10 protein-coding genes are annotated in these 12,316 nt (G+C 68.6%); 9 read left to right on the top strand and 1 reads right to left on the bottom strand.

All coding sequences use genetic code 11. The features are described 5' to 3' along the window. Positions 1-7: 7 nt before the first annotated feature. Genes F6J84_RS13195 through F6J84_RS13185 form a run of 3 tightly spaced genes read left to right on the top strand, consistent with a single transcriptional unit; the run spans position 8 to position 3,698 of the window. Complete coding sequence (locus F6J84_RS13195) at positions 8-1,591, top strand: sugar ABC transporter ATP-binding protein (RefSeq protein WP_150974270.1); 1,584 nt, start codon at positions 8-10, stop codon at positions 1,589-1,591. Further along, positions 1,588-2,601, top strand: coding sequence for an ABC transporter permease (locus tag F6J84_RS13190; protein WP_150974269.1), 1,014 nt, complete (start codon positions 1,588-1,590; stop codon positions 2,599-2,601). The genes F6J84_RS13195 and F6J84_RS13190 overlap by 4 nt, the downstream gene beginning before the upstream one ends. Then, positions 2,598-3,698 carry an ABC transporter permease gene (locus F6J84_RS13185; protein ID WP_150974268.1) on the top strand — a complete coding sequence of 367 codons (1,101 nt, stop codon included), beginning with the start codon at positions 2,598-2,600 and terminating at the stop codon, positions 3,696-3,698. Before F6J84_RS13190 ends, F6J84_RS13185 begins: the two co-directional genes overlap by 4 nt. 114 nt (positions 3,699-3,812) lie before the next feature. Here F6J84_RS13185 and F6J84_RS13180 read toward each other — a convergent pair whose 3' ends face one another. Then, positions 3,813-4,826 carry an NAD(P)-dependent alcohol dehydrogenase gene (locus F6J84_RS13180; protein WP_150974830.1) on the bottom strand — a complete coding sequence of 338 codons (1,014 nt, stop codon included), beginning with the start codon at positions 4,824-4,826 and terminating at the stop codon, positions 3,813-3,815. Between the two features lie 260 nt (positions 4,827-5,086). On the opposite strand from F6J84_RS13180, the gene F6J84_RS13175 reads away from it, so the two are divergent. From F6J84_RS13175 to F6J84_RS13150, 6 genes are all read left to right on the top strand, one after another. Continuing rightward, entirely contained in the window at positions 5,087-6,121 is a 1,035-nt protein-coding gene (locus F6J84_RS13175) for a zinc-dependent alcohol dehydrogenase family protein (RefSeq protein ID WP_238702508.1), read from the top strand. Then, positions 6,118-6,777, top strand: coding sequence for a DUF2291 family protein (locus F6J84_RS13170; RefSeq protein ID WP_150974267.1), 660 nt, complete (start codon positions 6,118-6,120; stop codon positions 6,775-6,777). The genes F6J84_RS13175 and F6J84_RS13170 overlap by 4 nt, the downstream gene beginning before the upstream one ends. Next, the gene (locus F6J84_RS13165) at positions 6,774-8,291 is read left to right on the top strand and encodes a sugar ABC transporter ATP-binding protein (RefSeq protein WP_150974266.1); all 1,518 of its coding nucleotides are present in this window, start codon (positions 6,774-6,776) and stop codon (positions 8,289-8,291) included. The genes F6J84_RS13170 and F6J84_RS13165 overlap by 4 nt, the downstream gene beginning before the upstream one ends. A 23-nt stretch (positions 8,292-8,314) precedes the next feature. After that, complete coding sequence (locus tag F6J84_RS13160) at positions 8,315-9,430, top strand: ABC transporter permease (RefSeq protein ID WP_150974265.1); 1,116 nt, start codon at positions 8,315-8,317, stop codon at positions 9,428-9,430. A gap of 73 nt (positions 9,431-9,503) precedes the next feature. Then, a complete protein-coding gene (locus F6J84_RS13155; RefSeq protein ID WP_150974264.1) occupies positions 9,504-10,499 on the top strand; it encodes a D-ribose ABC transporter substrate-binding protein in 996 nt (331 codons plus the stop codon). 94 nt (positions 10,500-10,593) lie between these two features. Then, complete coding sequence (locus tag F6J84_RS13150; RefSeq protein WP_150974263.1) at positions 10,594-12,315, top strand: dihydroxyacetone kinase family protein; 1,722 nt, start codon at positions 10,594-10,596, stop codon at positions 12,313-12,315. Position 12,316 lies beyond the last annotated feature (1 nt).

The raw sequence follows: 12,316 nt of genomic DNA, 5'->3' as shown, positions 1-12,316 counted from the left end.
GAGCACCGTGCCTGGAACCACCGACCCCGCGCCTCCGGGCGCGGCGCGTATCGAGCTCACCGACATCCACAAGAACTACGGGGGTGTGCGCGCCATCCGCCACGCCGACCTGATCGTCGCCCCCGGCGAGGTCCACGCCCTCGTGGGCGAGAACGGAGCCGGCAAGTCGACCCTGATCAAGATCCTCTCCGGTGCCGAGCGGGCAGACGGCGGCACGATCCGCTACGACGGGCGGGACGTCAGCATCTCGTCCACATCCGATGCCATCGGCCTCGGGGTGCAGACGGTCTACCAGGAGCCGCAGCTGTTCCCGGAGCTGTCCGTCGCGGAGAACGTCTTCGTCGGGCGGGAGATCACCCGGGCGGGGCGCATCGACTGGTCTGCGCAGGCCGAGCAGATGCACACCCTCCTGGCGACCGTGGGGCTCCCCGACCGGGTCTCGACGGTCCCGGTGGGACAGCTCTCCATCGCGGAGCAGCAGCAGGTGTCGATCGCGAAGGCGCTCGCCGCCGAGGCCTCCGTCCTCATCCTCGACGAACCGTCCGCGATCCTCACGGACAGTGAGATCGAGGTGCTGTTCGCCGTGATCCGGCGCCTGACCGGGACCGGGGTCTCGGTGATCTACATCTCCCACCGCCTGGACGAGCTGTTCCGCATCGCCGACCGCGTCACCGTCATGCGCGACGGCCGGACGATCACGACGCGCCCCATCGCGGAGCTCAGCGTCCGGCAGATCGCGGAGCTCATGGTGGGCGGAATCGTGACGGCCTCGCGGCGCGACGATGCCGCGGCATCGCGCGGCGCGCCCGTGCTGCGGCTCGAGTCGCTCGCGAGCGGTGACCGCTTCCACGGGGTCGACCTGCAGGTCGCCGCGGGTGAGATCGTCGGAGTGTACGGGCTCATCGGTTCGGGGGCCGGGGATGTCGCCGCCGCCGTGTACGGAATGGTCCCGGTCACGGAGGGCACGCTCTGGTACGACGGTGGCGCGCGACGGTTCGCCAATCCTCGGCAGGCCAAGCGCGAGGGGATCTCGATGCTCCCGGCCAACCGGTCCGCGCAGGGATCCTTCGCCTTCCAGTCCATCGCCTTCAACATCACCATCGGCGCGCTCGGCGTCCTCAGCGCTGTCCGCGGCTGGGTGAGCGGCCGGCGGGAGACCGCCATCGCAGACGACATGATCGCCCGGCTGTCGATCAAGACCCCCTCCGCGCGTCAGCCGATCTCGGCGATGAGCGGCGGCAACGCACAGAAGGTCATCCTCGCGCGCCAGCTCGTGCAGCCCCCGCGTCTGCTCGTGCTGGCCGAACCCACCCAGGGGGTCGACATCGGTGCGAAGGAGGAGATCCACCGGATCGTCTCCGGACTCGCCGACGACGGCGCGGCCGTCCTGGTCACCACGAGCGATCTGGGTGAGGTGCTGCGGATCTCGGATCGCATCCTGGTGATGCGGGAGGGGCGGATCGCGGCCGAGTTCGGACCGGATGCATCGCAGGTGCAGATCCTCGCGGCCGCGGCCGGCGACGAGCGCGCACAGGAGGCCGCGGGGCTCGCCCCCGTCGATGCGGATGAGCAGGAAGGGGCGGCGGGATGACCACCATCAGACCCGAGACCGGACCCGTCGTCCAGGCTACGGCCCGCCGCATCCTCCCTCCCGCGGTCACCGGGCAGGAATGGGTGCTGGTGGGGGTGATCGCCGCGCTGTGGGTCCTGCTCGGGATCTTCACGCCGGCGTTCCTGAGCCCGGGGTCCGTCCAGCCCCTCCTCGTGGCGGTCGCCCCGATCGCCCTCGTCGGGGTCGGGATGACCTTCATCATCCTGACCGCCGGCATCGACGTCTCGGTCGGCGGCGCGATCATGGTCTGCGCGGTCATCACGGCGAAGCTGATGGTGGGCGCCGACGTGCCGCTGGTCGTGGCGGTACTGGTCGCGGTCGTCACCGGCACACTGCTCGGGCTGCTGAACGGCTTCCTGATCGCGTACGGGCGTGTGCACGCCATCATCATCACCTTCGGCACCGCGAACCTCTTCCAGTTCCTCGGCCTGCGGATCTTCGGTTCGTCCACGGTGAACGGCATCCCCTCGACGCTCGAGGCGTTCGGGCGGGGCGAAGCCGGCCGCACGTTCGGCATCCCGCACAGCTTCGCGATCACCGTCGTGGTGGTCGCGCTGGCCTGGTGGTACCTGCGGTACACCCGGGGTGGTCGTCATCTCTACGCGATCGGCGGCAACGAGAACGCCGCCCGCCTCGCCGGGGTCCGGGTGCGCCCGCGGGTGATGAGCTCCTACGCCATCACGGGCGGGCTGGTGGGACTGGCCGCGTGCTTCATCATCGCTGCGGGGACGTCTTCGCTCGACCAATCGGTCGGGGCCGGTCGCGAACTCGCGGTGATCGCCGCCGTGGTCATCGGGGGCACATCGATCCTCGGCGGACGCGGCTCGGTCGTGGGCACCCTGTTCGGCGCGATCCTCGTCCAGACCGTGCTCAGCGGCGTGACCCAGCTCGGCTGGCCGTCGCAGCTGGGCTTCCTGTTCGTCGGACTATTCATCATCGTGGCGGTCGGCACGGATCTGCTGCGCGAGAAGGCGAGGAAGAAGAAATGAGCGCTCCCCCTTCGACACCGCCCGTGGATGCCACGACCGCGACGAACGTCGTCGATCCGCCCCGATCCTGGGCGAGCCGGGCGCTGCAGGCGCTGCTCACGCAGCGGATCGTGCTGCTCGCGGTGCTGATCGTGATCCTGCTGGGCGTCATGACCATCCTGGACGTCAGCGGGCTGCTCAGCGGGTCCTACAACGCGGACTACCTGGCGGCGGCGCTCATCAGCGCGGTGCCGCTGGCGCTGCTGGGTCTCGCGCAGCTCATCGTCATCACGTCCGGGCGCGGCGGGATCGACCTGTCGGTCGGGTCGATGGTCTCCCTCACCGGCATCGTCTTCGGCTACCTCTACGGCATCCTCGAACTCCCGCTGGTCGTCGCGATCGTGATCACGGTGCTCGCGGGGGCCCTGGCCGGAGCCGTGAACGGCGTCCTCGTCTCCTACATCGGCTTCCCCGCGCTGATCGCGACGCTCGCGACGTTCTACATGTACCGCTCGCTGGCCCTCGTGGTCAGCGGGCAGAAACCCATCAACGCGCCGGCGATCCAGCAGTTCTACGATGCCGCCCGCGCGGTGGAGCTACCGGTCATCGGTGGCGTGCTGCCGCTCGTGCCGCTGGGGGTGTTCACCTTCCTGCTCCCCGCGATCGTGCTGGTGTGGCTGGGGATGAACAAGACCACATGGGGGCGGCGGGTGTACGCCATCGGCACGAACGACGTCGCCGCGGTGTGGGCCGGACTCGGCAACAAGTCGACGCGGGCGAGCGCCTACGTCCTGTCCGGGGTGATCTCCAGCGTCGTCGCGATCTACACGGTCGCGCAGTTCGCCTCCGCGCGGCCGGATGCCGGGACGTCCGGGAACGGGATGGCCCTGCCGGCCATCACGATCGCCGTCCTCGGCGGTGTAGCGATCACCGGGGGCATCGGACGGGTCGCGGGGGTGGTGCTGGCCGCCCTGCTGATCGTGTGGCTGAACGCCGGCATCCTGCTGCTCGTCCCCGGCAACGAGGGGTCCCAGTTGCAGTTGTTCGCGCTCGGTGCGGTGCTGGTGTTCGCGGCGCTGTTGAACGGCCTCACCAAACGCAAGTACGGCGGCATCTGAGCGGTCGCCGGGGCTCGGCGCCGCGGGACGGCGACTCGACACCGTCGAGCGCACCCGCAGGGTGATCGTGCCGGGACGGCGACCGCCCGTCTCAGCGGCGACGGGTAGGCATGATCAGCGACGACCCGGTTCGACGATGGATTTGATCGTGCGCGGGTCGGCCGTGGACTCGAGCGCGGTGCGGACGTCGCCGAGCCCGAACGTCCCGGTCACCATCCGGTCGAGGTCGACGCGTCCGCTCGCGACGAGCGCGATCGCGGTGGGCCAGGTGTTCGCGTACCGGAAGACCCCGGTGACGACGAGCTCCTTGTTCTGGATAGCGATGATCGGCAGGGGGACCTCGGGCAGTCCCATGCCGACCAGCACCGCGCGGCCCGAGGGGCGCAGCGCCGTGATGCCCGCCCGGACGGCGGATGCAGCGCCCGAGGCATCGACGAAGGAGTCCACGCCCTCGATGGCAGCAGCGAAGTCCGGTGACGCCGGATCGACGGTCGCCGTGGCGCCGAATGATCGTGCGGCTGCGCGGCGGTCCTCGGCGATGTCCGAGACGATGATCTCCGAGGCGCCGTACGCGACCGCGACCTGCGCGATGGCGATGCCGACCGGGCCGGCGCCGGTGATGAGTACCCGATCGCCCGGGGAGAACCCTGCCTTCCTGGCCGTGGCGATGGCGACCGACAGCGGCTCCATGAGTGCCGCCGCGTGATCGCTGACCGTGTCGGGGACGGCGTGGGCGAAGTGGCTCTGGATCGTGACGTACTCCTGGAAGGCGCCGTCGGTGCCGGGAACCGCGTAGAACTCCATGTGCGGGTCGAGGTTGTACTCGCCGCGCAGCGTCTCAGCCGAGGTCGTCGACGGATGCTGCGGCTCGATCGAGACGCGCTCGCCGACGCGGGACGGGTCGACATCGGCGCCGACCGCCACGATCGTCCCGCCCGATTCGTGGCCGAGGACGAGTGGTTCCTCGACGACCCAGTCGCCGAGGTGGCCGTCGGTGAAGAAGTGCACGTCGCTGCCACACACGCCGACCGCCGTCACCCGGACGAGGACCTCATCGGCTCGCGGGGTAGGCACCGGGCGTCGCTGGACCTCGATCTCCTGGCGGCGCACGAGCACCGCAGCGTCCATCTGCTCGGGGGTGCGGTCCGGGGTGCGTTCAGTCACGGCGATCTCCTTCGAATCGTCGGCGACACGCGGGTCGCGTGCGGGTTTTGACACTGAAATGTGATGTTCCTATGGTGTATCTCACGTAGTTACGTGACAAGATCACAGGAAAGATAACACAGGCGGTCGGGCCGACCTGCCGGACATCGTGCTCCGGCCGGATGCAGGCGAGAACGTCGACGACGCCGCGCCTCATGGTTGGCGCCGAGACACAAACGGGAGCGATGATGCGCGCAGTTGTATTCACCTCGGAAGGCAAGTTGGCGCTCGAGGAGCGGCCTCAGCCGACGCCCGGGTACAAAGAGATCCTGATCGAGACCGCTGCAGTCGGCATCTGCGGCACCGACACCCACGTGTTCGACGGCGAGTTCGAGGGCACGGTGTTCCCCCTCGTGCCCGGCCATGAGGCCACGGGCACGATCGTGGCGCTCGGCGAGGGGGTCAACGACGGTGTGTTCGATTTCCACGTCGGCGACCACGTCGCAGTCAACCCGAGCACGACATGCGGCGAATGCGAGTTCTGCCAGAACGGCCACCAGAACCTGTGCCGCTTCTGGAACGGACTGGGCGTCGTCGCCTCCGACGGCGCATCGCAGCAGTACTTCACCGCGCCCGCCGGCAACGTCTACAAGCTGAAGCCCGAGACGGACCTTTATGAGGCGGCGCTGATCGAGCCGCTCGCGTGCGCCATTCGCGGCTGGGATGTGCTGCCGCGTCGCCTGGGGGACCACGTGCTCGTCTACGGCGCAGGGACGATGGGGCTTCTCATGGCGCAACTCGCCGGCAAGGCCGGGGCAGCGACGGTCACCATCGTCGACCTCAACGAGGCGCGGCTTCAGACCGCCGCCGAGTGCGGCATCGAGCTGCGCTACACGAGCGCTGATGACGCCGACCGCGAGAAGTGGGACGTCGTCATCGACTGCACGGGCAACATCCGCGCGATCGAAGACGGGCTCACGCGCGTCAAGCCCGCCGGGTACTTCCAGGACTTCGGCGTCGCACCGGCGGACAAGACAGCACAGTTCTCGCCCTTCCGGGTCTACCGCGATGAGATCACCATCGTCGGCACGATGGCGGTCTTGAACTCGTTCGGCCGTGCCGTGGAGCTGTTCGAAGCGGGCGCCATCAACGCCAAGGCCATGATCAGCCACTCGTTCACCCTGGACGACTACGACCAGGCGCTGGAGATGTTCCGCCGCGGAGAAGGGCGCAAGCTGCAGATCCGCCCGAACGACACCGAATCGCGGGTGTTCCTGTGACCGCCACCGCACAGCGGGCCACGCCCCGTAAGGCCCTGTCGCCAGGAGCCAAGCGCGGCATCTGGATCGGCGTGATCGTCCTGGTCATCCTGGGCGTCGTGCTCGGCACCCGGGTCGTCTCGAACGACGACCCGCTGCTCCAGGGCACCGAGGAGTTCGACCCGGCGACGTTCGGCGCGGAGAACTTCCCCGGGGTGCAGGAATCGATCGCCGAGCGCGCCACCGACGCGGAGACGCTCGCCGCAGCGATCGCCGAGGATCCCGCCGCCGCGGCCGAGGAGTACGCGACGGCGAGTTCCGGCGGTCCGGTGTACAGCGTGACCTTCACCGGCACCGTCGGCGAGGGGACGTCCGGCATCTACGAGGTCGAGGTCGAGGGGCTGCCCGATGACGTGCTCGTGCGCGTGCAGACCGGACCCGCCATCAACGGCACCGAACTGCGCGACGCGACCGGCGAGATCACGTTCGGGCAGTTCACGAACCAGATCGATTACCAGAACGCGGCCGCCGCGCTGAACGAGGAGCTCAAGAAGGCGGTGCTCGCGAACATCGACAACGCCGCGCTCCAGGGCAAGACCATCACCGTCACCGGCGCATTCACCCTGATCAATCCGAGTTCGTGGCTCGTGACTCCCACGGAGATCGAAGTCTCATGAGCGCCGATGACGTGGTCCTCGAGGCGCGAAACATCGTCAAGACGTACGGCGGGACGCGCGCGCTGAAAGGCGTGAACTTCGAGATCCGCCCGGGCACGGTCACCACCCTCTTCGGGGAGAACGGCGCGGGCAAATCCACCCTGATGAAGATCCTCTCGGGCGTCGAACAGCCGACTTCCGGGGAGATCATCCTCGACGGGGAGCCCGTCGTGTTCGCCTCGACGACCGACGCGCGGGACCGCGGGATCTCGATCATCCACCAGGAGCTGAGCCTCGCGCCGAATCTGTCCGTGCGGGACAACATCTTCATGGGGCGGGAGATCACCGGACCCTTCGGAGTGGACTACGCGGAGGAGACCCGCCAGACGCGTGCGCTGCTCGACGAGATGCAGCTCGCCATCGATCCGGACACCCTCGTCGCCGATCTCCGTGTGGGTCAGCAGCAGATCATCGAGATCGCCCGTGCCCTCTCCGTGAACTCCCGCATCCTCATCATGGACGAGCCGACGTCGGCGCTCGCCGCCGCAGAGGTGGAAGTGCTGTTCGGCATCATCCGCGACCTGCTCTCGCGCCGCGTCGCGATCGTCTACATCTCGCATCATCTCGAAGAGGCCTTGGAGGTCACCGATCACGCGGTCGTACTCCGAGACGGGACGATGACCGCCCGCGGTGAGCGCGCGGACATCGACCTGGAATGGATCGTCCGCAACATGGTCGGCGACAACTTCGATCTCGGTTCACCGCCCACCGGGTACGACTTCGGCGACACCGTTCTGAGCGTGAAGAAGCTGCAGATCGTCGACCGGGAGAACCCTGAGCGCACGATCGTGAACGGGCTCGACCTGGACGTGCGCGCCGGCGAGGTCGTCTGCATCTACGGACTCATGGGTGCAGGACGCACGGAACTCCTCGAGGCCATCGCAGGCAAGGAGGAGGTCGCCGCCGGCGACATCCTCCTCGACGGCCGCTCGATCCTCTCCGACACCATCGCCCAGCGCATCGACGACGGGGTCGGCCTCGTTCCGGAGGACCGGCAGCGCGACGGGCTGGTGCAGACGTTCGACGTGGGTACGAACCTGACCCTCGCGAGCCTCGACCGCAGCCTCGTGAGGGGCGCGATCTCACGACGGAGCGAGAAGCGGCGTGCCCTCGACCTGATCAACGCCGTCACCGTCAAGACGCCCGGTCCGGACGCACCGATCGGTTCGCTGTCCGGTGGCAACCAGCAGAAGGTCGTGATCGGCAAGATCATCGCGACCGAACCGCGCGTCATGCTCCTCGACGAGCCCAGCCGAGGCATCGACGTCGGGGCCAAGGGTGAGGTGTTCCGCCTTCTCGCCCAGCGCGCCAGCGAGGGTCTGGCGGTCGTGTACTCCACCTCCGAGGTCGGCGAATGCTTCAGCATCGCCCACCGGATCATCGTGATGCGCCGTGGCCGGATCTCGGCCGAGTTCACCCCGGACGCCACGAAAGACATGATCATGGCCGCCTCCGGCGAAGCCGTGGCCGACTGAAGCCCTCCAGAACGGATCGGACAATGACGACGACAACGACCACCATCCTCGAGAACAGGAAGAAGTTCTCGCTCGCCAAGCTCCTGCTGGAGGGGCGGGCCTTCCTCGCGCTCATCCTCATCATCGTGGTGTTCTCGCTCCTTTCGCCCAACTACCTCACGGTGGGCAACGTGCTCATCATGGCGTCGCACGTGGCGATCTACGCGCTGCTCGGGCTCGGGATGCTGATGGTGATCCTCAACGGAGGCATCGATCTTTCGGTCGGCTCGACGCTGGGATTCTCGGCGGTCATCGCCGGATTCCTGCTCCAAGGCGTGCCCATCGAGATCTTCGGCGTCACCCTCTACCCGAGTGTGCCGGTGGTGGTTCTGCTCTCCTGCGGAGTGGGCGCGCTCGTCGGCCTGGTCAACGGGATCCTGGTGGCGCGGTTCAACGTCCCACCCTTCGTGGCGACGCTCGGCATGCTCTATGTGGTCCGGGGCTTCGCGCTCCTCATGACCAACGGGCTCACGATCAACGACCTGGCCGGGGAGCCGGAGCTCGGCAACACCGGTTTCGACTGGCTCGGCTTCAACCGCATCCTCAACGTTCCCATCGGTGTGATCATCATGGGTCTGGTCGCCATCGCGCTGGGCTATGTATTGGGACGCACCAAGTTCGGCCGCTGGCTCTACGCCTCCGGCGGCAACGAACGCGCCGCGGAGCTCTCCGGTGTCCCCGTCAAGCGGGTGAAGGTCTACGTCTACGTCATCTCGGGCGTGTGCGCGTCCATCGCCGGACTCATCCTCGCGTCGACGCTCACCAGTGCCAGCCCGACGGCGGGCAACACGTACGAGCTCACCGCCATCGCCGCGGTCGTCATCGGCGGGGCAGCCCTCACCGGCGGACGCGGCAACGTGCGGGGCACGCTGCTCGGGGCCTTCGTGATCGGCTTCCTGTCGGACGGGCTCGTCATCGTCGGCGTCTCCGCCTACTGGCAGACCGTGTTCATGGGTGCCGTGATCGTCATCGCCGTGCTCCTGAACACGCTGCAGTATGGCCGGCGCCGTCGCCCGGCCGCCCCTGCTTCTCCCGCACCCTCGACGCCGGCCCCCGTGCCGGCGGGCTCGGGATCCAACTCGTCGGGACAGGGATCTTAGGCCACGGCCGGATCCGTCACCGCGAAATCGGCATCGAAGACCGCTGCCGATCCTCCAAGAAAGGACAAATCACATGGTGCGCAAGAAGGCGCTAGCCGTCCTCGCAGCTGCGGGCGCGCTCGTCCTCGGCCTGACCGCTTGCTCGGGCGGAAGCTCGAACGAATCCACCGGCGGTGCTGCGGCGGGATCGGGCGAGGCCGGGGGTCTCATCACGATCATCGTCAACGACCCCGCCAACCCGTACTGGAAGACCGAGGGGGACATCGCTGCGGCGACCGCCGAGGAACTCGGGTACGAGGCGACCGTGGGCGCCCACAAGGGGGACGCCAACACGGAGAACACCCTCATCGACACGGCGATCTCGAACAAATCCGTCGCCATCATCCTGGACCCGGCGAACGCCGACGGGTCGGTCGCCGCGGTGAAGAAGGCGACGAACGCCGGCATCCCCGTGTTCCTGGTCAACGCCGAGATCAACGAGCCGGGCATCGCGAAGGCACAGCTCGTCTCGAACAACGCGCAGGGTGCGGCCCTGGGCGCCCAGGAATGGGTGCGGCTGATGGGCGACGCCGGTGACTACGTCGAGCTCTTCGGCGCACCGTCGGACAACAACGCCCAGACCCGGTCGAACGGCTACACCACGGTGATCAGCCAGTACCCCGGACTCGTCCAGGTCGGCAAGGAGGTCGCTGACTGGGACCGCACGAAGGGTCACGACAAGATGCAGGCTCTCCTGCAGGCGAACCCGGCCATCAACGGTGTCATCTCGGGTAACGACGAGATGGCGCTCGGCGCGATCGCCGCTCTCAAGGAGGCCGGTGCGCTCGACGGCATCGTCGTCGGTGGCTTCGACGGCTCCCCGGATGCGGTGGACTCGATCAAGGCCGGCGAGCTGGCCTACACGGTGCTTCAGCCGGTCGCCGTCTTCTCGGAGGAGGCGGTCCGTCTCGCGGACACGTTCATCCGGACCGGTGAGGCGCCCGAGACCGAGAAGCAGGCGTTCGACTGCATCCTGATCACCTCGGAGAACGTCGACAAGATGACGGCTCCGTTCACCTACACCGACTGAGCTCGGTCCACACAGGCCGTGCCGTCCGCACGGCCTGCGACGGGGGCGGGTGTTCCGCATCCGTCCCCGTCGCATCCACTTCACCAGAGGCATCATGAGCTACGTACTGAACGACCCGGCGGATTTCGCCGATGAGGCCGCTGCGGGATTCGTCGCAGCCCACCGTGGCCTGGTCCGTCGCGTCCCCGGCGGCGTCGCCCGCGCGACCGCGACGCCGAGCGGTCAGGTCGCCGTCGTCATCGGCGGCGGGTCCGGACACTACCCGGCGTTCGCCGGCCTGGTGGGACCGGGTCTCGCCCATGCGGCCGTGATGGGCAACGTCTTCGCCTCGCCGAGCGCGCAGCAGGTCTACAGCGCAGCGAAGGCGGTGGCCACCGACGCGGGCGTGCTGCTGAGCTACGGCAACTACGCGGGCGACGTCCTCAACTTCGACCAGGCCGAGGCTCGGTTGAACGCGGAGGGGATTCCCTGCCGCACCGTGCGGGTCACCGACGACATCTATAGCGCCGGTCCCGACGAACGGGAGAAGCGCCGCGGCATCGCCGGGGACCTCGCGGTCTTCCGAGCCGCGGCGTGGGCTGCCGAGCAGGGATTCGACCTCGACGCCGTGCACGCTGTGGCTGCGCGGGCGAACGAACGAACGCGCTCGTTCGGTGTCGCCTTCACCGGGTGCACACTGCCCGGAGCGAAGGAGCCCCTGTTCACCGTGCCGGCGGGCCAGATGGGTGTCGGAATGGGCATCCACGGCGAGCCGGGCATCGATGTGCGCCCCCTTCCGACCGCCAAGGAACTCGGCGCGCTCTTCGTGGATGCTCTGCTCGATGAGCGACCCGCCGACATCCCCGGAGCGCACGGCGCCAGGGTGGGGGTCATCCTGAACGGTCTCGGCGCGGTCAAGTCCGAGGAACTGTTCGTCGTGTACGCCACGGTCTCCCAGTTGCTCGAAGACGCCGGGGTCGTCGTCGTGGAGCCGGAGATCGGTGAGTACGCCACCAGTTTCGAGATGGCGGGCGTCTCGCTCACCCTGTTCTGGCTCGACGAGGAGCTCGAACGTGCATGGAGTGCGCCCGCGTACACCCCGGCCTACCGGAAGGGCGCGCGAGACCTGACGGGCATCGCCGCCGGTGACGAGGCCATCGACGAGACAGAGGCCGACATCCCGGTCGCATCCGCCGGTTCCATCGCTGCCGCGGAGACGGTCTGCGCCGTCATCGATGCGATCCGGAACGTGATCGACCGCGAGGCCGAGGAATTGGGGCGGCTGGATGCCGTCGCCGGAGACGGCGATCACGGCATCGGTATGAAACGTGGCGCCCGAGCCGCCGCAGAGGCCGCGCGAAAGGCAGGTGCGGCCGGTGCCGGCGCCGGGACCGTGCTGAGTCTCGCCGGAGACGCCTGGGCGCATCGCGCCGGTGGCACCTCCGGCGCGCTCTGGGGAGCGGGACTGCGTGCCGCCGGCGAGCAGATCGGCGACCAGGACCGCCCGGACGCGGCGGTCATCGCCCGTGCAATGGATGCGGCGCGCGCGATCGTGCAAGGGAACGGCAAGGCCCAGGTCGGCGACAAGACGCTCGTGGACGCCCTCGTCCCCTTCGTCGACTCACTGGGCGACGCCGTGTCCTCCGGTCTTCCCCTCGCCGATGCGTGGGCCGCCGCCGCCGGTGAAGCCGAGAAGGCCGCCGCCGCCACCGCCTCGCTGGTCCCACGCATGGGCCGCGCCCGGCCGCATGTGGAGAAGAGCATCGGCACCCCCGATCCCGGGGCGGTTTCGTTCGCCCTTGCGATGACCGCCGCTTCGGCCGTCCTCGCGCGTTGAG

The sequence above is a fragment of the Microbacterium caowuchunii genome (assembly GCF_008727755.1).
GTDB classification, from domain to species: domain Bacteria; phylum Actinomycetota; class Actinomycetes; order Actinomycetales; family Microbacteriaceae; genus Microbacterium; species Microbacterium caowuchunii.
Note: the sequence above shows the minus strand (reverse complement) of the source record. Positions and strands in the feature narration are given on the sequence as shown.

Coding starts and splice junctions, on each gene's coding strand:
- F6J84_RS13190 (WP_150974269.1), top strand. CDS start 1,588: ATGACCACCATCAGACCCGAGACCGGACCCGTCGTCCAGGCTACGGCC.
- F6J84_RS13185 (WP_150974268.1), top strand. CDS start 2,598: ATGAGCGCTCCCCCTTCGACACCGCCCGTGGATGCCACGACCGCGACG.
- F6J84_RS13180 (WP_150974830.1), bottom strand. CDS start 4,826: ATGGACGCTGCGGTGCTCGTGCGCCGCCAGGAGATCGAGGTCCAGCGA.
- F6J84_RS13175 (WP_238702508.1), top strand. CDS start 5,087: ATGATGCGCGCAGTTGTATTCACCTCGGAAGGCAAGTTGGCGCTCGAG.
- F6J84_RS13165 (WP_150974266.1), top strand. CDS start 6,774: ATGAGCGCCGATGACGTGGTCCTCGAGGCGCGAAACATCGTCAAGACG.
- F6J84_RS13160 (WP_150974265.1), top strand. CDS start 8,315: ATGACGACGACAACGACCACCATCCTCGAGAACAGGAAGAAGTTCTCG.
- F6J84_RS13155 (WP_150974264.1), top strand. CDS start 9,504: ATGGTGCGCAAGAAGGCGCTAGCCGTCCTCGCAGCTGCGGGCGCGCTC.
- F6J84_RS13150 (WP_150974263.1), top strand. CDS start 10,594: ATGAGCTACGTACTGAACGACCCGGCGGATTTCGCCGATGAGGCCGCT.